The sequence below is a fragment of the Streptomyces decoyicus genome (assembly GCF_019880305.1).
Lineage (GTDB): Bacteria > Actinomycetota > Actinomycetes > Streptomycetales > Streptomycetaceae > Streptomyces > Streptomyces decoyicus.
The window spans coordinates 6,475,606-6,501,370 of sequence record NZ_CP082301.1 but is presented as its reverse complement, the minus strand read 5'-3'; the positions used below and the strand labels follow the sequence as shown (position 1 = coordinate 6,501,370).

Sequence of the window (25,765 nt, the reverse complement as noted above, 5' to 3'; positions counted from 1 at the left end):
CGGGGACGGCGCCGCACGCGGACCGGCCCCCACCGGATCATGCCCGGTGGGGGCCGGTGCCGTCGTACGACGACAATCGGTCAGGTGCGTCCGGCTGTCTTCTGCGTCCGGCGGGAGACCGAGTCGATCACCACGGCGGCGAGCAGCACCGCACCGGTGATCATGTACTGGATCTCGCTGGCCATGCCGAGCAGGTTCAGGCCCTGCTGGATCGACTGGATGACCAGCATGCCCAGCAGCGCGGACCAGATCTTGCCGCGGCCGCCGAAGAGGCTGGTGCCGCCGATGACGGCCGCCGCGATGACGTTCATCAGCGTGTTGCCGGAGCCCAGGTTCTTGGTGGCACCACCGGAGAGGCTGGCGATGAACAGTCCGCCGAAGGCGGCGAGCATGCCCGAGATGGCGAAGACGCTGATCCGGATCTTGTTCACATTGATACCGGCCCGGCGCGCCGCCTCGGCGTTGCCGCCGACCGCGAAGATCTGCCGTCCGTACGTGGTGCGGCGCACCACGAAGTCGGCGATGACCAGCACCGCGAGGAACAGCACCAGGGCCAGCGGCAGACCGCGGGCGCCGGCCGGCTCGTTCAGGACATAGGCGACGACGAAGGCCATCACCGCGACCACGCCGGTGCGCAGCAGGATCTCGCTGAGCGGCCGGGACGGCAGCGCGGCGGCCTTGCGGCGCTTGCTGTCCAGCAGCAGCGATCCGGCGTACGCGAGGACCGCGATCAGCGCGAGACCGTAGGCCGCGGCCTTGTCCTCGAAGTAGTAGCCGGTGAGGTTCTCCACCACACTGCCGCTCGGCGTGTTGATGGAGCCTTCCTTGCCCATCATCCAGATCTGGAGACCGCTCCAGCCGAGGAAACCGGCCAGCGTGACGACGAAGGCGGGCACACCGATCTTGGCGAAAAAGAACCCGTGCAGGGCACCGATGACCACACCGGCAACGATGGCGATCAGGACCGCGAGCCAGTCGTTGACGCCATGGGTGACGCTGAGCACGGCCCACACGGCCGCGCCGACGCCCGCCACCGAGCCGACGGACAGATCGATCTCGCCGAGCAGCAGCACGAAGACGATGCCGACGGCCATGATGCCGAGGCCGGAGGTGTAGACACCGATGTTCGCGAGGCTGTCCGCGGACAGGAAGCTGCTGTTCTTGAGCTGGAAGACGATCGCGATGACGATCAGGCCGATGACGACCGGCAGCGATCCGAGCTCACCACCGCGCACCCGGCGCTTGAAGTCGTTGAGGTAGCCGGCGAAGCCCTGTTCGCGGACGAGCAGGCGGGGGTCGATGGCGGCCGGCTGGGCGACGTCCGCGGCCGGGGCGGCGGGGGCGGCCGGGGCGGCCTCGTCCTGGGCGGGGGGCTGCTTGGTGAGATCACTCATGCCCCGACCTCTTTCTTCACCTGGTCCGTACGCGCCTTGCGGCGGGTCACGGCGTTGTCCGAGGCGCCGGTGATGGCGGCGATGATCTCTTCGTGGGAGGTGCCCTCGACGTCGAAGACACCGTTGTTGCGGCCCAGCCGCAGCACCGCGACCCGGTCCGCGACGGCCTGCACATCGGCCATGTTGTGGCTGATGAGGATGACGCCGAGCTCACGCTCGCGCAGCCGCTCGACGAGGTCGAGGACCTGGGCGGTCTGCTCGACGCCGAGGGCGGCGGTGGGCTCGTCGAGGATGACGACCTTGGGGTCGCCGATCAGCGCGCGGGCGATCGCGACGACCTGCCGCTGACCGCCGGAGAGCGCGGCGACGGGGATACGGACACTGGGGATGCGGATGGACAGGGTGTCCAGCAGCTCCTTGGCGCGCTTCTCCATCGCGATCTCGTCGAGGACACCCGCGGTGCGGATCTCGTTGCCGAGGTAGAGGTTGGCGACGACATCGAGGTTGTCGCAGAGCGCGAGGTCCTGGTAGACGGTGGCGACGCCGAGTTCCTGGGCGTCGTGCGGCTTGCTGATGCGTACCGCCGTGCCCTCCCATTCGATGGCGCCGTCGTCGACCGGATGGACGCCCGAGATGGTCTTGACCAGGGTGGACTTGCCGGCGCCGTTGTCGCCGACAAGGGCGACCACCTCACCGGGGTGGATCTCCAGGGTGACGTCCGTGAGTGCTTGGACGGCGCCGAACCTCTTGGAGACTCCGCGCAACGCCAGCACAGGCGTAGCGGACACGTGAATCATCTCCTTCGCCGCCGTCACAACGGCGGGGATGGTGGTGCGTGGAGCAAGGGGGGCTTGCGAGGAACGGCCCGGCGTCCGCGCCCGGGACGGGGTGAGGCCGGGCGGGGTAGGGACCGGGCCGGGGGCCGCGGGCGGGGCCGTGCGGCCGCGCCTGGCCGGGAGCCCGGGCCCCGGAGGCCCGGAGGAGGACCTGGGGCCCGAAGGCCGGAAGAAGAGAGCTGTGGCCGGAGCTGTGGCCGGAGAGCTGTGGCCGACAGGCCGGGGACTTACTTGATGCCGGGCCTTACTTGATGCCGGCCGCCTTACAGGCCTTCTTGACGTCGCCGGTGCAGATCTGGCTCGCCTTGTAGACCTTGTCCTTGATGATCGTGGACGCGATGTTGTTCTCGGTCACGATCTGCGCGTCGTAGAGCTTGGCCGGGATGCCCTTGACCTCGCCGCTGAGGCTGTCGACCTTGGTGGGCGTCAGGGAGTCGATCTTCTCGCCCTTGAGCAGCTTGACGGCGATCTCGGCGGTGGAGTCGGCCTGCGGCTTGATCTGCTTGTAGATCGTGAAGGCCTGGTCGCCCTTGAGGACCCGCTGAAGACCCGCGAGCTCGGCGTCCTGGCCGCCGACCGGGACCTTGACGCCCTTCTGCTTGAGCGCGGTGATGATGCCGCCGGCCATGCCGTCGTTGCCGGAGTAGACGCCCTGGAAGCCGTCCTTGCCGAGCGAGTCGAGGGCCGCGCCCATCTTCTTGTTGGCCTCGTCCGGCGACCAGTCGGGGATGTCCTGCTCGTACGCGACCTTCTTGACCTGCTTGTCGAGGACGCTGTGGGCGCCCTTCTTGAAGAACGGCATGTTCGGGTCGGTCGGCGAGCCGTTGATCATGACGACATTGCTGTCCTTGGCCTTGTCGCCGAGCGCCTTGACCAGCGCCTGGCCCTGGAGGCGGCCGATCTTCTCGTTGTCGTAGGACACGTAGGCGGAGATGTTGCCCTCGGCCAGCCGGTCGTAGGCGACGACCTTGACGCCCTTCTTGGCGGCCTGGTTCACCCAGGACTTGGTCGCCTTGTAGTCGACGGAGTCCAGAATGATCACCTTGACGCCCTGGGTGATCAGCGCGTCGAACTGCTTCTTCTGGTTCTCGGTCTCCTGCGCCGCGTTGTTGTACTTGACCTTGCAGTCGCTGCACAGCTCATGGATCTTCGCCTCCATCAGCGGGCGGTCGAAGGTCTCGTAGCGCGTGGTCTTGTTCTCCGGCAGCAACAGGCCGATGGTCTTGTTGTCGCCGCCGCCCGCCTTGGCGCCGTCGCCGGCCTTGCCACACGCGGCCACGGAGAGCGCCATCGAGACGGCGGCGGTGCCTATGACGACGCGACGCGTCCAAACGTTCATTTGGGTTGCCTCCCTGACGAGGCCGCGTCGTTGCGGCCGAGGTGGCTGGAAGTCAACTCGGCCGCCAGCCGACCGTCAAGGAGTAAATCCTTAACGAGATGACAACGGTGCCATGCGTTAGCTGTGTGAACTCAGAGCGCTCATGCCAGGGCCGGCGCGTCGGCGGCCCGCGCACCGTCGAGCAGGGTCGAATCGCCCATCTCGCTCAGCACCAGCGCCAGCGCGCCCAGCACCTCCGCACGGCCCCCGAGCGTGCCGGGGACGATCCCCAACTGCCGTGCGGCGCTGGGGATCGCGTACCGCGACACCGATTCACGGATCGGCGCCAGGACCAGCTCACCGGCCTCGGCGAGATCACCGCCGAGCACCACCCTGCTGGGATTGAGTAGATTGCACAGATTTGCCACACCACTGCCGATATGACGGCCGACGTCCGCAATGACCCGCCGGCAGCCCGGGTCGCCCTCGCGGGCCAGCTGCACCACTCGCGCCATGGTCAGATCGGGGCCGTGGCTCGGCTGGAGCAGCGGAAGGACGTACCGGGCCGCGGTGAAGGTCTCCAGGCAGCCGCGGTTGCCGCAGCGGCACACCGGACCGGACTCGTCCAGCGTGATGTGCCCGATCTCGCCCGCCGTGCCGCCCGGCCCGCGGTAGATCTGCCCGCTGATCACCAGACCGGCGCCGACACCGCTGGCGACCTTGATGTACGCCAGGTCGGCGGCCCCGCGGCCACCGCCCCACACCAGCTCGCCCAACGCGCCGAGGTTGGCGTCATTGTCGACATAGACGGGCACGCCGAGGCGCCCGGACAGCTCCTGGCTGGGGTTCGTACCCGACCAGCCCGGCAGGATCGCCGTCGAGCCGAGCGTCCCGGACTCGACGTCGATGGGTCCCGGGACGCCCAGGCCGACGCCGATGACCTTGCCCGCGTCGAGGCCGGTCGCCGTGATCAAGCGGTTGACCAGCTGTTCCGCCCGGTCGAAGCCCTCCGCCGCGGAGGCGTCCACATCGATCGGCTCGGCCTCCTCGGCGAGCACCTGGTGGGCGAGGTTGCCGACCGCCACGCGCAGATGGGAGTGCCCGAAATCGACCCCTACGACGATGCCCGCATCGCCGGAGAGCGAGACGCTGCGCGCCCGCCGCCCGCCCGCCGAGGTCGGCGTCACCTCAACGGTCCCGCCATCCTTCAACTCGCGAACGATGTTGGAAACGGTGGCCGCGGACAGCCCCGTGCTCCGGGCGATCTCCGCCTGCGTGAGGGAGCCCGCCATACGCACCGCACGTACGACCCGCTCCAGATTGGCCCGGTGCAGCGAGGACTGCGACCCCGGAGTCTCCATCGACTCATCCACTCCCGTCTGGGGCCGGGGGTACCTCCCAGTGGTGACTGGGGGGAGGCACAACGACCGCCCACCGGCCGCACCCACACCTTTGTGGGACGGCCCTCGATTCAACATGTGAACCCTAAGCAGAACTCCAGCCGGGAAGTCTCGTCAAGGCGTTGAGCCCACACATGATCAGGAAGCGGCCCCTCCGGGGAGCCCGTGGCGCGGCTGTGCCGCGGCGGGGCCGCCCTGCGGCACCTACCCGGCAGTACGCGACGTGGCGCAAATCCATCGCCGACCGTCGGCCGGCGTACGGGCTCCCCGGACCGGCCGCTCCCCTACTTGAGTGCACCGGCGGTCAGGCCGGCCACCACCTGCCGCTGGAAGATGATGTACGCGGCGAGCACCGGCAGCATCGCGATCGTCAGCCCCGCGAACAGACCGGACCAGTCCCCCTTGTAACCCTGGCTCACCGCCAGCGCCACCAGGCCCTGGGTCAGCATCTTCTTGTCCGGGTCCCCGACGTTCAGCACCGTCGGCAGCAGGTACTGATTCCACTGTCCGAGGAAGTTGAAGATCCCGACGCTGATCAGGCCGGGCTTGGCCATCGGCAGCATCACCTGGAAGAAGGTGCGGGTGTGCGAGGCGCCGTCGATGAGTGCCGCCTCGGCCACCGACGTGGGCAGCGTCTTGAAGAAACCGCTGAGGAAGAACACCGTGAACGGCAGTGAGTAGGCGATATAGACCAGGATCAGACCGTGGTAGGTGTCCAGCAGCGCCATGTTCTTCATGACGAAGAACAGCGGGACCAGCGCCAGGATGACCGGGAAGCCCATCCCTCCCACGAACAGGAAGTAGAGGAAGCGGTTGCCCGGGAAGTCGAACCGGGCCAGCACATACGCCGCCATCGCTCCCAGCAGCATCGTGCCGATCAGCGAACCACCCACGACGATCAGCGAGTTGAGAAAGTACTGGCCCATGTTCGCCTTGTCCCAGGCGCGTGACCAGTTGTCGAAGTGCAGGACCGACGGGAGCCCCCAGGGCGAGCCGAAGATCTCGGTGTCGTCCTTGAAGGAGCTCACCACCGCCCACAGCAGCGGCATGGTGACCAAGAGGCCCCAGATCACCAGGACTCCGTGCGAGAAGACGTTGAGGGTCTTTCCCTCGCTGCTTCCGCGGGCGGAGCGGGCGCCGCCCGTCCCGCCCGTCCCGCCGCGCCGGCCGGGCACCCGCGCGGCGGCCGGGGAGGGCTCCTGCTCCTTCGTCACACCCGGGAGATCCGCGGGATCCGTCTGCGCACTCATCAGAACTCCAGTCGCTCGCGTCGCCCCAGCCGCATCACGATGGCCGAGAAGACGAGGGTCACGATCAGCAGGGAAACGCCGATGGCCGTCGCGTATCCGGCCTGACCGTCGCGGAAGGTCTTCTGGTACACGTACAGCGGAAGGACCTCGGTCGAATAGTCCGGGCCGCCCGGACCGACACTCATGATCTGCACGAACGCGAAGGCCGAAACGTCCAGGGCGAGGATGCCCATATAGATCCAGCCGGTCTGGACGGTGTCCCACAACAGCGGCAGGGTGATCCGGAAGAACGTGTTGAAGCGGTTCGCGCCGTCCAGCAGCGCGGCCTCGTAGAAGTCCTTCGGAATGGAGCTCATACCGGCGGAGAAGAGCACGACATAGAAGCCGACATTGGCCCACACCATCGCGGCCATGACGCACCACAGCGCGATCTGCGGATCGCCCAGCCAGTCCGGCTGCACATTGCCGAGCCCGATCGCCTGGAAGAAGGCGTTGAGCGCACCGCTCTCCGGGTTGTAGGCGAACTGGAACAGCAGCGCCACGATCGGGACCGACAGCACCTGCGGGAAGAAGTAGAGAATTTTATAGGTGCCCGAGCCGCGCACACCGCCGATGACCGCCTTCTTCCGGCGACGGCCACCGACGTTGAGCATAAAGGCGAAGAAGATCCCGAGCGAGAGCGTCACCACCGGCAGGAGCAGCAACAGCGTCACACTGTTGCCCACGGCCGACCAGAAGACATCGTCCTTGAAGAGGCGCGCATAGTTGTCGAAGCCGACCATCTTCATGTCCGGACTCAGTCCGGTCCAGTCCGTGAAGGAGTAGTAAATGGCCTGCACGAACGGCGAGATCACGAAGATCGCGTAAATCGCCAGCGGGAGGACCAAGAATCCCGCGATGAAACGGTACTTACCGTGTTTCATGACTACCGACCGTTCTCTCCCTGCGTTGCCACCGCCGGTGACGCGCCCCCGGCCCACGCCGGGGGGCACCCCCACGAACTTGCCGGTCAGCGCTTGTACTTCTTGACGCTGGAGTCGTCGCGGGTGTCGTCCGCGTACTTCTGGATCTTCTTGATGGCCTCGTCGGGCGTCATCCGGCCGGCCATCATCTCGCCCAGCGCACCGACACCGATCCGCTCCTTCTGGAGCGCCACGTACCAGTCCTGCATCCGCGGATTGACGATGTTCTGGCCGGCCTTCTGCAGCACCGCCTGCGCCGACGCCAGGCCCGGCGGGAGCTTCAGCCCCTCGGTGCCGCCGTTGAGCGAGGTGAGCGAGGAGACCTGCTTGATGAAATTCTGCGAGGACTTCTTGCTGAGCATGATGCGCAGCAGTTCCATACCGCCCTCGGCGTTCCGGGCCTTCCGCGGGACGATGTACGGCTCGCCGCCCGAGGCCCAGATGGTGCCGTACGGCATCTTGTCGGAGGTCGACAGGCTGGACGGGGCGCCGACCGCGAGATCGAAGTGCGGGTTCTTCGCGATCTGCTTGGCCGACTCGTTCTCCACCCAGGAGCCGTTGGGGATGAACAGCGCCTTGCCCTCGGCCCACGCCTTCTGCGACTGGAGGTGGTCCAGGCCGGGCGAGCCCTTGAGGACATAGCCCTTCTTGTAGAGCTCATAGTAGGCCTCGAAGGCCGCCTTGACCGCCGGGTCCTTCCAGGCGTTCGGCTCCAGATTGTCGATCTTCCGCAGGACCTCTTCACCACCGATCTTGGCGATGAACGGGTAGAGGCTGAAGGGGAAGTAGTACGGGTACTTGCCCGGATAGGTCCAGCCGGCCACGCCCTTCTTCTTGGCCTTGGCGCAGAGGGCGAGCATGTCGTCCCAGGTCTCCGGATATTCCGCGTCCAGCTTCGCCAGATTGCCCTTGGAGTACCAGACGCCGTAGACCGTGTACGCGTAGTAGAGGATCCAGGTTTCCTTGCCGCCGAACTGGCCCATTTCGACGACACCCGGGCGCAGCGTGTCGCGCACCTTCTTGTCCGGGTCGTCGACGGAGGGGGCATCGAGGAGTGCCGTGAGGTCGGTCAGCTGGTCCTTGCCCACCAGCGTGCCGAAATCCATCTGCTCCGCACCGGAGTTGTCGACGAGGTCCGGGGGGTTTCCGCCGTTGAAGCGCGGCTGGAGCGTCGACTGGATCTTCTGGGTCGAAGAGAGCTTGACCTTGCCGTCGGCCTTCGGGAAGGACTTGATGTACTCGCCCTGTGCGTCCTTGGCGTACTTGTCGCCGAATCCGCCGTCGAAGATGACCACATCGAGGCCGGCCGAGTCATTGACCGCAAGCGGATTCTTGGCCGACTTCTTGCCTTTTTCGACCTTGTTATCGCCGCTGTCCCCGCCGCCGGCACACGCCGACAGCACTCCCATCGACGGGACGGCGACGATACCCAGGGCCGCGGCCCGTTTGACCAGATCACGACGGTTGAATTCTGAGGTGGATCCCATGCTCAAGTCCTCGCCTTCTTCAGGACTCAGGCGGTGTACCGGAGCCACCCCGGCACCGCGGGTCAGATGAAGCTGAGTTGTACGGGATGTGCACCGGGCGCGCTAGAGAAATGCGGGGAGTCATCCGTTCCCGCCTTCCCCCCGGATCCACGGCCGCGGTCGTACGGCCGTCGGACGCGACAGGTATAGTCCACTTCCGGCCGCAGGGGCAAGATCGAATGCAGGGTTGGACGGCAGTCTTTCCCTAGTTGAGACCTCCCCGACATGCGCGGGGATTCGCCGGATGTCACCCTGCCGGACCGCCCGGCGACACGGCGGCCCACCAATCTCAGCGGCACCCTTGACACCAAAGTCCCCACGCACCTTACTTATCTCTGTTTATCTTGGCGCCATGTAACTGACAACGATGTCAATCTCGTTGAGAGGGCTCGCGTGCGGCTCAGACACCGGCACCGTCCACTGCGGGGGATCACCCGCCCCGCCGCCCTCGTGGCGGCCGCTCTGCTCGTCATCACCGTGCAAGGCCCGGCTGGTGCGGCTCAGGCCGCGCCGCCCCGAAAGCCCCAGGGGGCAACGGAGTTCCGCTCCTCCTTCGAATCCGGCCAACCACAGCCGGACTGGAACGACACCGTCGACACCGGCCCCGAGGGACGGCCCAGGACCGCAGGCGTCGGCCCGGAGACGACCCCCGCGGCACCCGGCATGAGCACCGGGACCGACACCGGCCCCGGCGACTCCCCCACCGCCAAGACACACGCCGGCTTCAGCGGCACCCGTGCGCTGCGCTACGCCGGCACCCACACGGCGGACGGCCACGGCTACTCGTACAACAAGATCTTCGACGTCAACCTCCCCGTCACCGCGGCCACTTCGCTCTCGTACAAGCTCTTCCCCGAGATGGCGAAGAGCGATCCGGACTATCCGGCGACCCACACCTCGCTCGACCTGGCCTTCACCGACGGCACCTACCTCAGCGAGCTGTCCGCCGTGGATCAGCACGGCGCACCGCTGACACCGCAGGGCCAGGCCGCTTCCAAGACGCTCTACGCCAACCAGTGGAACAACCGGGAGTCGCGGATCGGGGCGGTCGCCGCCGGCAAGACCGTCGACCGGATCCTGGTCGCCTACGACGCGCCCAGAGCGCCGCGGACCGCACCGGCCTTCCGCGGCTGGGTCGATGACATCACCCTCGGCCCCAAGGCCCCGGACAAGCCGCTCGCGCACCTCTCCGACTACGCCGTCACCACCCGCGGCACGCTCTCCAGCGGCAGCTTCTCGCGCGGCAACACCTTCCCGGCCACCGCCGTCCCCAACGGGTTCAACTTCTGGACCCCGGTCACCAACGCGGGCTCCGCCGACTGGCTCTACGAATACGCGCGGAAGAACAACGCCGACAACCTCCCCACCGTCCAGGCCTTCAGCGCCAGCCATGAGCCGAGCCCGTGGATGGGAGACCGGCAGACCTTCCAGGTCATGCCGTCCGCCGTGGCCGGCACCCCGGACGCCTCGCGCACCGGCCGTGCGCTGCCGTTCCACCACGCCAACGAGACCGCCAAGCCGCACTACTACGGCGTGACCTTCGACAACGGCCTCAAGACGGAGATCACCCCGACCGACCACGCCGCGCTAATGCGCTTCACCTTCCCCGGCGACCGGGCGAGCCTGATCTTCGACAACGTCAACAACAAGGGCGGGCTGAGCCTGGACACCGAGCGCGGGATCGTCACCGGCTTCTCGGATGTCAGGAGCGGGCTGTCGGTCGGCGCCACCCGGCTCTTCGTCTACGGCGTCTTCGACGCCCCGGTCACCGGCGGCGGCAGGCTCGCCAACGGGGGGTGCGGCGTCAGCCGTTCCAGTGGAGCCGGTGCTTGCACCGGGGGCAAGGACGTCACCGGCTATCTCCGCTTCAAGCCCGGGGCGGACCGCACCGTGACCATGCGGATCGCCACCTCACTGATCAGCGTGGACCAGGCGAAGGCGAATCTGTCCCGGGAGATCCCGGCCGGCGCGACCTTCGCCGGCGTCAGGGACCGGGCGCAGTCGCAGTGGGACGACCTCCTGGGCCGGATCGAGGTCCAGGGCGCGAGCCGCGACCAGCTCACCACCCTCTACTCCAACCTCTACCGCCTGTACCTCTACCCCAACTCCGGCTTCGAGAAGGTCGGTTCACGCAGCCGCTACGCCAGCCCCTTCTCTCCGCAGACCGGCCAGGACACCCCGACCCACACCGGCTCCAAGATCGTCGACGGTGAGGTGTACGTCAACAACGGCTTCTGGGACACCTACCGGACCACCTGGCCCGCCTACTCCCTGCTCACCCCGGAACGGGCCGGGAAAATGGTCGACGGATTCGTCCAGCAGTACAAGGACGGCGGCTGGATCTCCCGCTGGTCCTCGCCCGGCTACGCGGATCTGATGACCGGGACGAGTTCCGATGTGGCGTTCGCCGACGCCTACGCCAAGGGGGTGGAATTCGACGCCGAGGCGGCCTATGCCGCGGCCGTCAAGAACGCCACCGTCGCCCCGCCGGACCCCGGCGTCGGCCGCAAGGGAATGAACACCTCCCCCTTCCTCGGGTATACGAGCACCGACACCCGCGAAGGCATGTCCTGGGCGCTGGAGGGCTATCTCAACGACTTCGGCATCGCCCGCATGGGCAAGGCGCTCTACGAGAAGACCAAAAAGCCCCGCTACAAGGAAGAATCCGCTTATTTCCTGGGCCGTGCCCAGAACTACGTCAAGCTCTTCGACGACAAGGTCGGCTTCTTCCAGGGCAAGGACGCCCGGGGCAACTGGCGGCTGCCGCCGGGCAGCTTCGACCCCCGGGTCTGGGGCAACGACTACACCGAGACCAACGCCTGGACCTTCGCCTTCACCGCACCGCAGGACACCCGGGGCCTGGCCAACCTCTACGGCGGCCGCTCCGGGCTGGCCAAGAAGCTGGATGCGTACTTCTCCACCCCGGAGACCGCGTCCAAGGAATTCGCCGGCTCGTACGGCGATGTGATCCATGAAATGACCGAGGCCCGCGACACCCGTATGGGCATGTACGGGCACAGCAACCAGCCCTCGCACCACATCGGCTACATGTATGACGCGGCCGGCCAACCCTGGAAGACCCAGGAAAAGGTCCGCGAGGCGATGTCCCGGCTCTACCTCGGCAGTGAGATCGGCCAGGGATACCCGGGCGACGAGGACAACGGCGAGATGTCCGCGTGGTACGTCTTCAGCTCGCTCGGCTTCTATCCGCTGGTGATGGGACAGGGCGAATACGCGGTGGGCTCCCCGCTGTTCACCAAGGCCACGGTCCACCTGGAAAACGGCCGCGACCTCACCATCAGGGCGCCGCGCAACAACGCACGCAACGTCTACGTCCAAGGCCTCCGGGTGAACGGCAAACCCTGGAATTCCACTGCCCTGCCGCACCGGCTCCTCGCCCGCGGCGGCACCCTGGACTTCGCGATGGGCGACCGGCCCTCCGCCTGGGGCACCGGAGCGCACGCCGCCCCGACGTCGCTCACCCAGGACGACGAGGTGCCCTCCCCGCCCGGGGACGTGACCGGACCCGGCGGCGGCCCGCTCTTCGACAACACCTCCGACAGCGCGGCCGAACTGACCGGCGCCCCGGTGGACCTCCCCCGGCCCGCCCGGGTCACGTCGTACACCCTCACCTCGGCGGAGCGTGCCTCGGCGCCGGCCGGCTGGACGCTGGAGGGCTCCCGGGACGGCGAGCGGTGGACGCGGCTGGACCACCGCGAGGGCGCGTCCTTCACCTGGGACCGTCAGACCCGTGTCTTCGCGATCGACCGGCCGGGCAGCTATCCGCACTACCGGCTGGTGCCCGACGGCAAGGGCAGGCTCGCCGAGATCGAGCTACTCGGGGCGCCATAAAGCCAGTTGACTTGTGAAGTTCCTGTGGAACTATTCAGGTGATCACGCGACGCGTCCCTTATGGGGGCGCGTCGCGTCTGTTGTCTGAATCTTTGGAGACATAGGTGACTTTTTCCTTCGGCCGGAAGCGCGGGCGCGTCCGCACCGGACTCGCCACCGTGGCGCTCGCCGCGACCCTGGCGGGCACGGCCACGGGCACCGCGCTGGCCGACGGGCCCACGCCTTCCGCGGGCCCCCGGCTCAAGGCCGTCGAGACCCCGGAGCGGTCAGGGGCCGCGTCCGGCACGGTGTACAACACCCCGTTCTTCTTCGTCGTGGACGGAGTGGAGCGGGACGGCAGCCTCTTCATGTACGCGCCGGACCGCGCGGGGAACTTCGGTCCCCGCGACAAGATCTTCGACGGCGACGACATCGGGGACTTCAAGTACCTCAAGGCCGCGGCGCAGGTCGACCACGACAAAAACGGCTACGCCGACGCGACGTACTACTGGACCTTCGCCGGCGACCTCTCCTACACGTACACGGACGCGCAGGGGGACGTGAAGACCCGGCAGATCGGCGGCGGCTGGCAGACCTACCCCAAGGTCGCCTCGCCCGGCAACCTCGGCGGCGCCAAGGAGTCGGACATCCTCGCCGTCGACAAGGCCGGGGCGCTGTGGATCTACCTGGCCCGCCCCGACGGCACGGTGACTCCCCGGATGCGGGTCGGCGCCGGCTGGGGCGGCTACACCCAGCTCGCCGGCCAGGGGGACCTCACCGGCGACGGCCGGGCCGACCTCGTCGCCAAGGACAAGGCCGGGGTGCTGTGGCTCTACCAGGGCACCGGCAACGCCAAGGCGCCGTTCGCGGCCCGCAAGAAGGTCGGCGCCGGCTGGAACACGTACAACTACCTGCACTCCAGTGGTGACGTGGACCGGGACGGCACCGCCGACCTGCTGGCCCGCGCCGGCAACGGCACGCTCTACATCTACCAGGGCACCGGCAAGGAGTCCGCGCCCTTCGCCAAGCCCGTCAAGGCTCGCGGGAACTTCGGCAGCTACCGCCTGATCTTCTGAGACCGGGCGCGGACACGCGGACGGGCCGCACTCCCTCGACCGAGGGGGTGCGGCCCGTCCCGTACCGCCGGCCGTCAGCCGGCGGCCCTGCTCACTTACGGATCAGCGAGCGCAGCACGTACTGCATGATGCCGCCGTTGCGGTAGTAGTCCGCCTCGCCGGGGGTGTCGATGCGGACGACCGCGTCGAACTCGACACCGCTGTCGGTGGTCACCTTGACGGTGCGCGGCGTGGTGCCGTCGTTCAGCTCGGTCACGCCGGAGAAGGAGAAGGTCTCCTCACCGGTCAGGCCGAGCGACTCGGCGGACGTGCCCTCCGGGAACTGGAGCGGCAGGACGCCCATGCCGATGAGGTTCGAGCGGTGGATGCGCTCGTAGGACTCGGCGATGACGGCCTTGACGCCGAGCAGCGCGGTGCCCTTGGCCGCCCAGTCACGGGACGAGCCGGAGCCGTACTCCTTGCCGGCCAGGATGACCAGCGGGGTGCCGGCCGCCTGGTAGTTCTGCGAGGCGTCGTAGATGAACGAGACCGGCGCGCCGTCCTGGGTGAAGTCGCGGGTGTAGCCGCCCTCGGTGCCCGGCGCGATCTGGTTGCGCAGGCGGATGTTGGCGAAGGTGCCGCGGATCATGACCTCGTGGTTACCACGGCGCGAGCCGTAGGAGTTGAAGTCACGACGGTCGACGCCGTGCTCGGTGAGGTACTGACCGGCCGGGGTGTCGGCCTTGATCGCACCGGCCGGGGAGATGTGGTCGGTGGTGACCGAGTCGCCCAGCTTCGCCAGCACACGGGCGCCGGAGATGTCCGAGACCGGGGTGGTCTCCATCGTCATGCCCTCGAAGTACGGGGGCTTGCGCACGTAGGTGGACTGCGGGTCCCACTCGAAGGTGTTGCCGGTCGGGATCGGCAGCGCCTGCCACTGGGCGTCGCCCGCGAAGACGTCCTGGTAGGACTTGTTGAACATGTCCTCGCCGATGGCGTTCGCCACGACGTCGTTGACCTCGGCCTCGGTCGGCCAGATGTCCTTCAGGAAGACCGGGTTGCCCTCGGTGTCGGTGCCCAGCGCGTCCTTGGTGATGTTCACCTTCATGGAACCCGCGAGGGCGTACGCGACGACCAGCGGCGGGGACGCCAGGTAGTTCATCTTGACGTCGGGGTTGATCCGGCCCTCGAAGTTGCGGTTGCCGGAGAGCACCGAGGTGACGGCCAGGTCGTGCTCGTTGACGGCCTTGGAGACCTCCTCCGGCAGCGGGCCGGAGTTGCCGATGCAGGTGGTGCAGCCGTAGCCGACGAGGTTGAAGCCGACCTTGTCGAGGTACGGGGTCAGGCCCGCCTTGTCGAAGTAGTCGGTGACGACCTTGGAGCCCGGGGCGAGCGTGGTCTTGACCCACGGCTTGCGGGTCAGGCCCTTCTCCACGGCCTTCTTCGCGACCAGCGCGGCGGCGACCATGACGTACGGGTTCGAGGTGTTGGTGCAGGAGGTGATGGCCGCGACCGTCACCGCACCGTGGTCGATCTCGTAGGTCGAGCCGTCGGGGGCGGTGACCGTGGTGCGACGGGTCGGCACACCGTTGCTGGAGGCCGGGGCGTCGGAGGCCGGGAAGGACTCCTTGCCCGCCTCGTCGTCGTCCTCGACGTAGTTGCGCACGTCCTGCGCGAACTTCTCGGCGGCGTTGGCGAGGACGATGCGGTCCTGCGGACGCTTCGGGCCGGCGATCGACGGGACGACCGTCGCCAGGTCCAGCTCCAGCTTCTCGGAGAAGTCGGGCTCGGCGGCCGGGTCGAGCCAGAGGCCCTGCTCCTTGGCGTACGCCTCGACGAGCGCGACCTGCCGCTCGTCGCGGCCGGTCAGGCGCAGGTACTTCAGGGTCTCGTCGTCGATCGGGAAGATCGCGGCGGTGGAGCCGAACTCCGGCGACATGTTGCCGATGGTGGCGCGGTTGGCCAGCGAGGTGGCGGCGACGCCCTCGCCGTAGAACTCGACGAACTTGCCGACGACACCGTGCTTGCGCAGCATCTCGGTGATGGTCAGCACGAGGTCGGTGGCGGTGGTGCCCGGCTTGAGCTCACCGGTCAGCTTGAAGCCGACGACGCGCGGGATGAGCATGGAGACCGGCTGGCCGAGCATCGCGGCCTCGGCCTCGATGCCGCCGACGCCCCAGCCCAGCACACCGAGGCCGTTGACCATGGTGGTGTGCGAGTCGGTGCCGACGAGGGTGTCGGGGTAGGCCTGGCCGTTGCGCACCATGACCGTACGGGCCAGGTGCTCGATGTTCACCTGGTGGACGATGCCGGTGCCGGGCGGGACGACCTTGAACTCGTCGAACGCGGTCTGGCCCCAGCGCAGGAACTGGTAGCGCTCCTTGTTGCGGCCGTACTCCAGCTCGACGTTCTGGCCGAAGGCGTCCTTCGTACCGAACTTGTCGGCGATGACGGAGTGGTCGATGACCAGCTCGGCCGGCGCCAGCGGGTTGATCTTCGCCGGGTCGCCGCCCAGCTCCTTCACGGCCTCACGCATGGTCGCGAGGTCCACGACACAGGGCACGCCGGTGAAGTCCTGCATGATCACGCGGGCCGGCGTGAACTGGATCTCCTGGCTGGGCTGGGCCTGCGAGTCCCAGCCACCGAGCGCCCGGATGTGGTCGGCGGTGATGTTCGCGCCGTCCTCGGTGCGGAGCAGGTTCTCCAGCAGCACCTTCAGGCTGTAGGGAAGACGCGCGGCGCCTTCGACCTTGTCCAGCCGGAAGATCTCGTACGACTCGTCGCCCACCTGCAGCGTGCTGCGGGCGTCGAAGCTGTTCGCCGACACGACAGTCTCCTTCATGCATGAAATTCGCGCGTACCACCGCAATGCTGCCGTCACAGCTTCTTGCCCCATCCGCTAAGGTATGCCTAAGTTAGGCAAGCCTTACTGGCGCGGCAGCGGTACGCCTCTCGGCAGATATCTCGATGTCGAGATAACTCTAGTACATCGTTGCGACCTGGTCATGCCCCGACTGTCCCCTCTTACCGAAGGTTGACCGGTCCCCCTGCACCTTGGCCGGTTCCGCTGCTGGTCAGCGCACCGCCTGCCGGTACGAGCGACAGGCTTCACTCGGACACGGTCAGGGCCGTGTGGCGGGACACGTCACGGAATGACCCCGGACCCGGCCGTTCGCGTGTCGGGCGATGAGTTTCCGCCCGTCCGGGAGTCAATCCGGGTGCAGACAGCTTCCGCACCCGAAAGGCAGCATCATGAGCAAACTGATCGTCACCGCGTTCGTCACCCTGGACGGCGTCATGCAGGCCCCCGGCGGTCCGGGCGAGGATGTCGACGCAGGCTTCGAGCACGGCGGCTGGCAGGTCCCCTACGTCGACGACGACTTCATGGACCTCATGACGGGAGTCTTCGAGCGGACCGCCGACCATCTCCTGCTCGGCCGGAAGACCTACGACATCTTCGCCGCCCACTGGCCCCGCGTCACCGACGAGAACGACCCGATCGCCGTGAAGCTCAATGCCATGCCCAAGTACGTCGCCTCGCGCACCCGGACCAGCCTGGAGTGGCACAACTCCCATCTGCTGAAGGGCGAGGCTGCGGAGGCCGTCGCACGGCTCAAGGAGCAGCTCGACGGCGTGATCATGACGCAGGGCAGCGGCGACCTCATCCGCACCCTTCAGCGGCACGACCTCGTCGACGAGTACCGGCTGCTCGTCAACCCCGTGATCATCGGCACCGGCAAGCGGCTCTTCGCCGAGGGCGCCGCCCCTGTCGCCTGGACGCTCACCGAGTCCCGCACCACCAGCGTGGGCGTGCAGTACTGCGCCTACGAACGGGCGGGGAAGCCCGAGTACGGGTCCTTCATGCTGGACGAGCAGGACTGAGGACGCTCGACGTCGACACGCACCTCGCCGCCGCGGCCGCGGCCGCCGCACGACCGGCGGGCCCTGGCCACCGCAAGGATCGTGGCGCCTCACGGCTCACCTCCGCCCCGGCCGTGTAATGATCACGTCATTGATACCGGAAGCCGGCTTGGCCCGGCCCGGCCTCCGGGTCGAGTTCGATGCGCCGGCCGTACGCCCGGCGGTGCCCGCCGATCAGTGAGCAGTCCGGCACCGCGCCCCGCTGATCACGGCAACGGTCGGCGCCGGCAGGCCGTCGGCAGCCGAGACCTGGGCAGGCCCGCAGCACCAGCGGCTTCCTCTCGTCACATCCGGCTCATGGCGTCCGTCATTGCTCTGACGGACCTCGACGGGGAGGAATGAAACCCATGAACGACCACGAGTGGCTGGCGGAGCGGTTCGAGGAGAACCGGAGTCATCTGCGGGCCGTGGCCTACCGCATGCTCGGCTCGGTGAGCGAGGCCGACGACGCCGTCCAGGAGGCGTGGCTACGGCTGAGCCGCTCCGGGGTGAGCGGGGTGGAGAACCTGGGCGGCTGGCTGACGACGATCGTCGGGCGGGTGTGCCTGGACCAGCTGCGGATGCGCAAGGCGCGGCGGGAGGATCCGCTCGACTTTCATGTTCCCGAGCCGATCGTGGGCCGGCTGGACACCGTCGACCCGGAGCAGGAGGCGCTGCTGGCCGACTCGGTCGGGCTCGCGCTGCTCGTCGTGCTGGAGACCCTCGCCCCTGCCGAGCGGCTGGCCTTCGTGCTGCACGACATGTTCGCCATGCCCTTCGACGAGATCGCACCCATCGTCGACCGCACCCCTGCCGCCGCCCGGCAGCTCGCCAGCCGCGCCCGGCGCCGCGTCCAGGGCGCCGCCCCGGCCCCCGACACCGATCTCGCCCGTCAGCGGGAAGTGGTCGACGCCTTCCTCGCCGCCTCGCGCGGTGGCGACTTCGAGGCGCTGCTCGCGGTCCTCGACCCGGACGTCGTGCTGCGCGCCGACGCCGGCGACGCGCCCGAAGGTGTGTCGAAGCTGGTCCGCGGGGCGCGCGCGGTGGTCGAGCAGGCGCTCACTTTCTCCCGGTTCGCCGCTTTCGCCCGGCCGGCGATGGTCAACGGCGCGCCGGGACTCGTCACGGCGCGGGGCGGGCGGCCGTTCTCCGTCATGGGCTTCACCCTCGCGCACGGGAAGATCGTCGAGATCAACATCCTCGCCGACCTCGCACGGCTGAGCCGGCTGGACCTGACGATCCTCGACGACTGACCACGGATCCCGGGCAGGGGCGGCCGGGTCCGGTACGGGAGGGGCGCGTGATCACGCGGCACATCCGGGTGAGAGCACATGTCCGACGTCACCCGCCCCGGCCGGCGCCCCTCCCCGCCTCACCGCCCCGTCAGCCCCGTACGCACCACCGTCACGATCTCCTCGTCGGAGAGGCCCAGGTTGCGGGCCTCGGCGATCAGTCGCTGGGCGGTCTCGCCGAGGCGGGCGCGGGCGGGGGACGCGGCGCCGGTGACCACCGCACCGCGGCCGCGCCGGAGTTCGATCAGCCCCTCCTCCTTGAGGCGCTGATAGCCGCGCAGCACGGTGTGTACGTTCACGCCGAGCGAGGCGGCGAGCGCCCGGGCGGCCGGCAGCCGCTCCCCGGTGTCCACCGTGCCGTCGGCGATGGCGCCGCGGACCGAGGCCGCGATCTGGTCACCGAGCGGGGCGGACGAACCGGGGTCCACCCGGAAGAGCACCTCAGCCTCCTTGCCGCGCCGCGGCACCGCCGAGCAGCAGTCCGGCGCTGCTGAGCCGGCCGGCGAGGCATCCGGCCAGATAGCCGTGCGCCGAGGAGAAGCCGTCGGCATGGTCGCCGTCGAAGCGAGTGGCGAGCGGATCGGGGAGCCGGCCGGCCACCCCCGCACAGAGGGCGCCGAGCGCCATGATCACGACAACGAACGGCAGGACGGCGATCCAGGCTCGCGGAGCCCCGTTCGAGGGCCGAGCGGAACGCAGTGCACTCTTCATGACTACCTCTCAGTTGTTCGGATAGTAGTAGAACAACTCGGCAATCGACAATTGCGCATCCATCTCATATCTGAGATACGGTCACTCCATGGCAGACGACTACCTCGTACGCATCGGCAGGCTCATCCGTGACGCCCGACAGCATCGTGGCTGGACACAGACGCAGCTCGCCGAGGCTCTCGGCACCAGCCAGAGTGCGGTCAACCGCATCGAACGCGGGAATCAGAACATCAGCCTTGAGATGATCGCCCGTATCGGCGAAGCACTCGACAGTGAAATCGTCTCGCTCGGCTATGCCGGGCCGATGCATCTGCGGGTGGTCGGCGGCCGCCGGCTGTCCGGCAGTATCGACGTGAAGACGAGCAAGAACGCCTGCGTTGCGCTGCTGTGCGCCACGCTCCTCAACGCGGGCCGCACAACTCTGCGCCGGGTGGCCCGTATTGAGGAGGTCTACCGCATCCTCGAAGTGCTGGGCAGCATCGGCGTGCGGACCCGGTGGATCAACGACGGCAACGACCTGGAGATCGTCCCGCCCGCGGAGCTCGACCTCGACTCGATGGACACCGAGGCGGCCCGCCGCACCCGCAGCGTCATCATGTTCCTCGGTCCGCTGCTGCACCGGATGGACCACTTCAAGCTGCCGTACGCGGGCGGTTGCGACCTCGGCACCCGGACCGTGACCCCGCACATGACCGCGCTGCGCCACTTCGGCCTGGAGATCACCGCCACCGACGGCACCTACCTCGCCGAGGTGGACCGCAGCGTCGCCCCCAAGCGCGCGATCGTGCTGACCGAACGCGGCGACACCGTCACGGAGAACGCGCTGCTGGCCGCCGCCCGGCACGACGGCGTCACCGTCATCCGCAACGCCTCGTCCAACTACATGGTCCAGGACCTCTGCTTCTTCCTGGAGGAGCTGGGCGTCCGGGTCGACGGCATCGGCACCACCACGCTCACCGTCCACGGCGCCGCGCACATCGAACGCGATGTGGACTTCGCACCGTCCGAGGACCCGGTCGAGGCGATGAGCCTGCTGGCGGCGGCAGTTGTCACCGAATCCGAGCTGACGATCCGCCGGGTACCGGTCGAGTTCCTGGAGATCGAACTGGCCGTCCTGGAGGAGATGGGCCTGGACCACGAGCGCAGCGCGGAGTACGCCGCCGACAACGGCCGTACCCGGCTGATCGATCTGACCGTCCGCCCCTCCAAGCTCCAGGCGCCGCTGGACAAGATCCACCCGATGCCCTTCCCGGGCCTCAACATCGACAACGTCCCCTTCTTCGCAGCCATCGCGGCCAGCGCCCAGGGCCAGACCCTCATCCACGACTGGGTCTACGACAACCGCGCCATCTACCTGACGGACCTCAACCGCCTCGGCGCCCAGGTCAAGCTGCTCGATCCGCACCGGGTCCTGGTCGACGGCCCGACCCGCTGGCGCTCCTCGGAAATGATGTGCCCCCCGGCCCTGCGCCCGGCCGTCGTCGTCCTCCTGGCCATGATGGCCGCCGAGGGCACCTCCGTCCTGCGCAACGTCTATGTCATCAACCGGGGTTACGAGGACCTGGCGGAGCGGCTCAACTCGATCGGGGCGCAGATCGAGATCTTCCGGGACATCTGAAGCACCCTCTGGAGGAAAGCCGCCGCACCCCCTGCTGACTTGCGAAGACGCGGGTCAGGAGGGGGTGCGGCGGCGGCCGTGGGGCTTTTTGGGGGCGCTCAGCCCGTGGAGCGGCCGTAGAACTCCAGCTCGGCGATGGCTACTTGTTTGGCGTCTGTGGCGCCGTACGCGGAGTGCAGCACCAGTCGTACGGTCATCGCGTCCCGTACGCGGACATCGATTTTCTGCGGTCCGCCGTCGTTGAGCCGGTAGCGCAGGAGGTGCCGCTTGCCCGCGGAGTCCGTCACGAGCAGGTCGAACTCGTGCGGGCGGGCCGGGTCGGTGGCCTGGGGGGTGCGTGCGGAGGCGCCGGGCGTGATCACCATGTTCAGCAGGTCGGTGGGCTGGCCGAAGCCGGCCTCCAGGTACTGGCCGTCGGAGGCGCCCGAATAGCCCGTTCCCCACCAGGTGTTGGAGTAGCCGTCGAAGGCGAGCTTCGCGCCCTGCTCGGGCCCGGAGTGTGATGCCTTCCAGGTGGCGGCAGGCACCTGGACGCGCTTGGCGAAGTGGTCCTGGACGGCTCGTGCGGCCGGCGGCCCCCCGATGATGCCCCCGGCCACGACAGCGGCGATCACGGCCGCCACCACGGCACGGGCGATCCACCGGGTGCGGTCGCGGTGCAGCCGCGGGCGCTCGCCGGCGTACGGCCCTTCGGCGTTCTTGCGGGTGGTGTCCGTGAGGGGGGTGGCACAGCTGTGGCAGAAGTGGCGACGTGGCGCGTTGGGTGTGGCGCAGCTCGGGCAGGGTGTGCCGTCCTCGGGCTCGGGGGCGGCCTGCGGGGTGCGGACCCGGGGCCGGGCCGGATCGGGCCGGCCGGGCAGGACACTGCCGGGTGCCTCCGGGGGCGCCGTGGGCGAGGCATCCGGCACGGGGACCAGAAGGGCGCGGATGCCGGTGTCGGAGATGTTCCGCTCGCCGGCCGGGGGCCGTGTCGGGGCGGCCTGGCCGGGTGGGGGGGCCGGGCTCTGTGCGCTCTGTCGGCTCTGTGGGCGCTCGGGGCTGTTCGGGGCGGGCCGGGGCGGGGGCACTGTCCCGTCGTCGGCGGCGGAGGTGGTTGTCGGGAGCGGGGTGGTGGGGTCCTCGCCGCCGTCCCAGTGCGGGACGACGCCCGCGTCGGTGGTGCCCGCGGCAGTGGGGGCCATGGGTGCAGGAGGGGCCGCGGGTGCAGGAGGGGCCGCGGGTGCAGGAGGGGCCGCGGGTGCAGGAGGGGCCGTGGGTGCAGGAGGGACAGCGGGTGCAGGAGGCGCAGGGGGGCTCGTTCGAGGCGGGGTGGCGTCGGGGCGTACGGCGTCGTCCCGATGGCCGGGGCGGTCGGGAATGCCGTGCGGACCGCTCGCCGAGCCCGTCCCGCTCGCCGGGCCCTGCCCGCTCGCCGCAGGGTGTGGGCGCGCCGTGTCCGGCGCCGACGTGGGCGGCGGGGTCGCGGGCCGGGGCACCGCCGACGGGGGCGCGGGCGGCGAGGAGGTCGATGCCGCAGGCCGGTCCCAGCGCAGGAAAGCGCCGCAGGAGTCGCAGAACGACTGGCCCGTCTGGGGAGCCGGGGCGCCGCAGTCCGGGCAGGTGGTGATGTCGGTGGCCATGGGTCAGGTTCCTTCGGAGGTGGCTTCAGACGTGGCGTCGGGGGTGGGTCCGGCGTGGGCGCCAGGGGCGCGTGGCGTGGTCACCTCGACCGTGAAGGGGAGGTGCGCGGGGCGGGCCGCCGCTACGACGGCGTGCAGGCGGTGCGGGTCGGTGGCGGCGGGGTCGTGGACCCGCAGGGTCACCCGTAGGCCGGGGTGCGGGGAGCCGGGGAACGGGCCGAGCGGGCGTGCGGACCAGGTCGCGCCGCCGCTCTCAGTGATCTCCGGGCGTACGCCGAAGGCCAGGTGGACCGCCTCGGACAGGCCGAGCCGGGTGCCGCGGACGCGGTGCAGTGAGACGGCCGTGGCCACCGCGCGGCGGCGGGTGGACAGCGCTTCCGTACCGTCGAGTTCGGTGCCGACCCAGGTCGTCAGCCAGTCGACGAAGTCCTCCGGCGCGAGGGTGGGCGTGAAGTAGCTCTCCAGGCAGTCCAGTACGTGGAAGAGCGGGGCGAGGACCACATCGAGGCCCTCCACGAAGCGCTGGGTGAAGTCGTCGTCGGCGTAGACGGCGGGGAGCGCCGCGCCCAGGGGGTGCGGGGACAGCATCCCCGTCGAAGTGCCCCTCATCGTGCCTCGATCACACGGACGCGGTGGTCGAACGGGAACAGCACGGCGGACGGCGCGAGTTCGATGCGGTCGGTGGCGTCGCCGCGGCGGCCGGTGAGCGGGTCGGCGGGGTGCAGCAGGACCTCGTCGACCAGTTCCACGCCGGGTACGCGCTGGAGGGCGGCGAAGATCTCACCGGAGCGCAGCGGGCGGCCGAACGGCCAGCCCTCCCCGTGCGCGCCGCCGGTCAGCGGGTCGAGGTAGGCATACAGCGCGTCCAGAGCCTCGGCCCGTACCCGCTCGGCCCGCGCAGCCCGGAAGGAGTGCAGCGTCGCGACGACCGTGACGCCCTGGTAGAAGGGCGGGCCCACCGCGAGGCGGGTGCCCAGGGGGCGGCGCTCGTCCAGGAACCCCGTGATCCGGCCGAGGAGTTCCTTGCCGGGCACCAGCTGCTCGAAGCGGAGGCGGCCGCCGGGGTCGGGGACCGCCTGGGGGACGACCAGGACGCGGACGGCGTTCTCACCGGTCCGGCCCGCCGCGCCGCCCTGGCCCGTACCGCCGGTGCCGGCGGACGCACCCGGGGCGGGCTCCGCGGGATCGACCGCGAGGCAGGCGATACGGGCCGCCTCGGGGGCCGCGCGCCGCGCCAGCTCCTCGTAGTCGCGGGCGGTCACGGCCCGTTCCTGGGCGCGCAGCGCGATCGGCGCCCGCACCTTCGCCTCCTGCACCGTCTCGCCGTCGACCCCGCCGCGCGCCGCCTCCCGGTTCTCCACCCGCGCCACATACGGGATGGAGCTGCGCAGCACCTGGATCGCCCCGCGCGCCACGTTTCCGGAGCGCCCGCCGCCGGTGCGGTAGTGCGCGGCCCGTATGGCCGCACCCTTGGGCGGTACGGCCCCGAACTGGCTCACCTCGCCGTTCGGCTGGCGCACCGAGGGGCCGAAGGCGATTTCGCCGGTGGCGGCGTTGAGGGTGAGGTGCCGGTCGTGCGGGCCCGAGGCGGCGAAGTCGGGGACGACCTGCCACTCCTGCCAGCCGTCCCCGTCGGAGATCTCCAGCCTCAGTGGCGGACGGTCGGCGACGACGGGTGCGTGCGCCAGGCGCAGCCGCTGGCCGGGCACGCCCGTGGACTCGCCGAGCGGCTCGTCCCGCACCACGTCGGCGTGCGCGACCCTGGTCGTGCCCCCGATGGTGAACGCGGAGGCGGACCGTACCGTCGGCGAAGCGCTGTAGAAGGGCTGGCCAGGGGCCGCCTCGACGACCCGGCAGCGCAGCCAGGCGGAGTCGATCCGGCCGACGCGCGAGACGAGGTGCCCGGCGGGGACGTGCAGCACGACCTCACCGGGCCGGTTGAGGCCGCCGGTGGAGTCCTCCGCCACCTCGCACTCCGTCCACCCGTCGGCGGTCCATGCCTCCCAGCACAGCGGCGGCTGACGCGGGTCGACGCCGACGCCGTCCACCCGGCTGTCCAGCCGCAGTACGGCCGCGCAGCGCGGCACCGCCGCCGACAGCCCGAACAGCAGGGTGTCGCCCGGCTGCGGGGCGGCCGCGAAGACGGCCACATCGCGGCCGCCGAGGACGTCCTGACCGCAGTCCTCGGGCGTGCTCCCGGCCTCCTGCCGCAGCACGGCGGCCAGTTCGCAGGGCACGACGGTCAGATCGTCCTCGGTGGCGAAGGGCACCGCCTCCTCGCTCTCGGTACGGCCGGTGGCCACCTCCGTCCCGGCCGGCAGCACCACGGCTTCGGGCTGCGGGGCGGAGAGCCAGAACGTGACGTCGGCGCGGGCCGCGGAGGGCGGGAAGAGGGTGACACCGAGCAGGTCGAGGAAGGCCAGATGGTTCTTCTCCGGCACCCGGTTGAGGCGGTAGACGATCTGGTCGGCCATGTGCGCGACGGCCTCGATGAGGGTCACGCCCGGGTCCGAGACATTGTGGTCGGTCCACTCGGGGCAGCGCTGCTGGATATAGCGCTTGGCGTCGTCGACGAACTGCTGGAACCGGCGGTCGTCGAGGTGGGGTGCGGGCAGGGCCATCAGGCTTCGCTTTCGGTGGACGGTGATTCCGTGGACGGAATCACGTAGAAGGGGAAGACGAGGCTGCGCGGGTTGTTGGTGCCGCGCACGCTGTAGCGCACATCGATGAACAGCACGGACGGCTCGTCCGGCGCCGGGCTCACCTCGACGTCCTGGACCTCGATGCGCGGCTCCCAGCGGTCGAGCGAGGACCGCACCTCGTAGCGGATACGGCCGGCCGTCGCCTCGTTGACCGGTGCGAAGACCATGTCGTGGACAGCGCAGCCGAATTCGGGCCGCATCGGCCGTTCGCCGGGCGCGGTGGCCAGCACCAGCCGGATCGACTCCTCGATCTCCCGCTCGCGGCGGGCCAGTGCGATACCGCCGCCCGGGTCGGTACGCAGCGGGAAGGTCCAGCCCGCACCGACGAACTGTTCACTCATGTCCGGTGCC

General features: G+C 69.4%; 19 protein-coding genes. 5 read left to right on the top strand and 14 right to left on the bottom strand.

What is annotated here, in order from left to right; translation table 11 throughout:
* Positions 1 to 80 precede the first annotated feature (80 nt).
* The 7 genes from K7C20_RS28460 to ngcE form a co-directional block, all read right to left on the bottom strand.
* On the bottom strand, positions 81 to 1,394 hold the full coding sequence (locus K7C20_RS28460) for a sugar ABC transporter permease (RefSeq protein WP_053210190.1): 1,314 nt from the start codon (positions 1,392 to 1,394) through the stop codon (positions 81 to 83).
* Positions 1,391 to 2,191 (bottom strand): ATP-binding cassette domain-containing protein, encoded by an 801-nt coding sequence (locus K7C20_RS28455; protein WP_078953526.1) that lies wholly within the window; start codon positions 2,189 to 2,191, stop codon positions 1,391 to 1,393. The genes K7C20_RS28460 and K7C20_RS28455 overlap by 4 nt, the downstream gene beginning before the upstream one ends.
* A gap of 283 nt (positions 2,192 to 2,474) precedes the next feature.
* Positions 2,475 to 3,569: a substrate-binding domain-containing protein gene (locus K7C20_RS28450; protein WP_030076959.1), complete on the bottom strand. Its 1,095-nt coding sequence runs from the start codon at positions 3,567 to 3,569 to the stop codon at positions 2,475 to 2,477.
* A gap of 140 nt (positions 3,570 to 3,709) precedes the next feature.
* The gene (locus K7C20_RS28445) at positions 3,710 to 4,909 is read right to left on the bottom strand and encodes an ROK family transcriptional regulator (protein WP_030076961.1); all 1,200 of its coding nucleotides are present in this window, start codon (positions 4,907 to 4,909) and stop codon (positions 3,710 to 3,712) included.
* Positions 4,910 to 5,232: 323 nt separating this feature from the next.
* Positions 5,233 to 6,198: a carbohydrate ABC transporter permease gene (locus tag K7C20_RS28440; protein ID WP_030076963.1), complete on the bottom strand. Its 966-nt coding sequence runs from the start codon at positions 6,196 to 6,198 to the stop codon at positions 5,233 to 5,235.
* On the bottom strand, positions 6,198 to 7,121 hold the full coding sequence (locus K7C20_RS28435) for a carbohydrate ABC transporter permease (protein WP_030076965.1): 924 nt from the start codon (positions 7,119 to 7,121) through the stop codon (positions 6,198 to 6,200). Before K7C20_RS28435 ends, K7C20_RS28440 begins: the two co-directional genes overlap by 1 nt.
* A gap of 86 nt (positions 7,122 to 7,207) precedes the next feature.
* The gene (gene ngcE, locus K7C20_RS28430; protein WP_030076967.1) at positions 7,208 to 8,647 is read right to left on the bottom strand and encodes an N-acetylglucosamine/diacetylchitobiose ABC transporter substrate-binding protein; all 1,440 of its coding nucleotides are present in this window, start codon (positions 8,645 to 8,647) and stop codon (positions 7,208 to 7,210) included.
* 432 nt (positions 8,648 to 9,079) lie between these two features.
* Here ngcE and K7C20_RS28425 point away from each other — a divergent pair, with 432 nt between their 5' ends.
* Together K7C20_RS28425 and K7C20_RS28420 are read left to right on the top strand one after the other, a co-directional pair.
* The gene (locus K7C20_RS28425) at positions 9,080 to 12,538 is read left to right on the top strand and encodes a GH92 family glycosyl hydrolase (RefSeq protein ID WP_053210189.1); all 3,459 of its coding nucleotides are present in this window, start codon (positions 9,080 to 9,082) and stop codon (positions 12,536 to 12,538) included.
* 104 nt (positions 12,539 to 12,642) lie between these two features.
* On the top strand, positions 12,643 to 13,593 hold the full coding sequence (locus K7C20_RS28420; protein ID WP_030076969.1) for an FG-GAP repeat domain-containing protein: 951 nt from the start codon (positions 12,643 to 12,645) through the stop codon (positions 13,591 to 13,593).
* 91 nt (positions 13,594 to 13,684) lie between these two features.
* Here the strand turns inward: K7C20_RS28420 and acnA are convergent, their stop codons facing one another.
* A complete protein-coding gene (gene acnA / locus K7C20_RS28415) occupies positions 13,685 to 16,399 on the bottom strand; it encodes an aconitate hydratase AcnA (RefSeq protein WP_030076971.1) in 2,715 nt (904 codons plus the stop codon).
* Between the two features lie 425 nt (positions 16,400 to 16,824).
* On the opposite strand from acnA, the gene K7C20_RS28410 reads away from it, so the two are divergent.
* Together K7C20_RS28410 and K7C20_RS28405 are read left to right on the top strand one after the other, a co-directional pair.
* The gene (locus K7C20_RS28410) at positions 16,825 to 17,454 is read left to right on the top strand and encodes a dihydrofolate reductase family protein (protein WP_030076973.1); all 630 of its coding nucleotides are present in this window, start codon (positions 16,825 to 16,827) and stop codon (positions 17,452 to 17,454) included.
* A gap of 386 nt (positions 17,455 to 17,840) precedes the next feature.
* The gene (locus tag K7C20_RS28405; RefSeq protein WP_030076975.1) at positions 17,841 to 18,725 is read left to right on the top strand and encodes a sigma-70 family RNA polymerase sigma factor; all 885 of its coding nucleotides are present in this window, start codon (positions 17,841 to 17,843) and stop codon (positions 18,723 to 18,725) included.
* A gap of 119 nt (positions 18,726 to 18,844) precedes the next feature.
* Here the strand turns inward: K7C20_RS28405 and K7C20_RS28400 are convergent, their stop codons facing one another.
* Positions 18,845 to 19,204 carry a GntR family transcriptional regulator gene (locus K7C20_RS28400; RefSeq protein WP_030076977.1) on the bottom strand — a complete coding sequence of 120 codons (360 nt, stop codon included), beginning with the start codon at positions 19,202 to 19,204 and terminating at the stop codon, positions 18,845 to 18,847.
* Between the two features lies 1 nt (position 19,205).
* Positions 19,206 to 19,475: a hypothetical protein gene (locus K7C20_RS28395; protein WP_030076979.1), complete on the bottom strand. Its 270-nt coding sequence runs from the start codon at positions 19,473 to 19,475 to the stop codon at positions 19,206 to 19,208.
* A gap of 88 nt (positions 19,476 to 19,563) precedes the next feature.
* On the opposite strand from K7C20_RS28395, the gene K7C20_RS28390 reads away from it, so the two are divergent.
* Positions 19,564 to 21,093: a helix-turn-helix domain-containing protein gene (locus K7C20_RS28390; RefSeq protein ID WP_030076981.1), complete on the top strand. Its 1,530-nt coding sequence runs from the start codon at positions 19,564 to 19,566 to the stop codon at positions 21,091 to 21,093.
* A 98-nt stretch (positions 21,094 to 21,191) separates the two neighbouring features.
* On the opposite strand, the gene K7C20_RS28385 is transcribed toward K7C20_RS28390, so the two are convergent.
* The 4 genes from K7C20_RS28385 to K7C20_RS28370 all read right to left on the bottom strand — a co-directional run bounded on the left by K7C20_RS28385 (position 21,192) and on the right by K7C20_RS28370 (position 25,755).
* Positions 21,192 to 22,274 carry an NADase-type glycan-binding domain-containing protein gene (locus tag K7C20_RS28385; RefSeq protein ID WP_222892673.1) on the bottom strand — a complete coding sequence of 361 codons (1,083 nt, stop codon included), beginning with the start codon at positions 22,272 to 22,274 and terminating at the stop codon, positions 21,192 to 21,194.
* 441 nt (positions 22,275 to 22,715) lie between these two features.
* Positions 22,716 to 23,321, bottom strand: coding sequence for a phage tail protein (locus K7C20_RS28380; RefSeq protein WP_053208910.1), 606 nt, complete (start codon positions 23,319 to 23,321; stop codon positions 22,716 to 22,718).
* On the bottom strand, positions 23,318 to 25,333 hold the full coding sequence (locus tag K7C20_RS28375) for a putative baseplate assembly protein (protein WP_053208909.1): 2,016 nt from the start codon (positions 25,331 to 25,333) through the stop codon (positions 23,318 to 23,320). Before K7C20_RS28375 ends, K7C20_RS28380 begins: the two co-directional genes overlap by 4 nt.
* Positions 25,333 to 25,755, bottom strand: coding sequence for a GPW/gp25 family protein (locus K7C20_RS28370; RefSeq protein ID WP_030076992.1), 423 nt, complete (start codon positions 25,753 to 25,755; stop codon positions 25,333 to 25,335). The genes K7C20_RS28375 and K7C20_RS28370 overlap by 1 nt, the downstream gene beginning before the upstream one ends.
* Positions 25,756 to 25,765 lie beyond the last annotated feature (10 nt).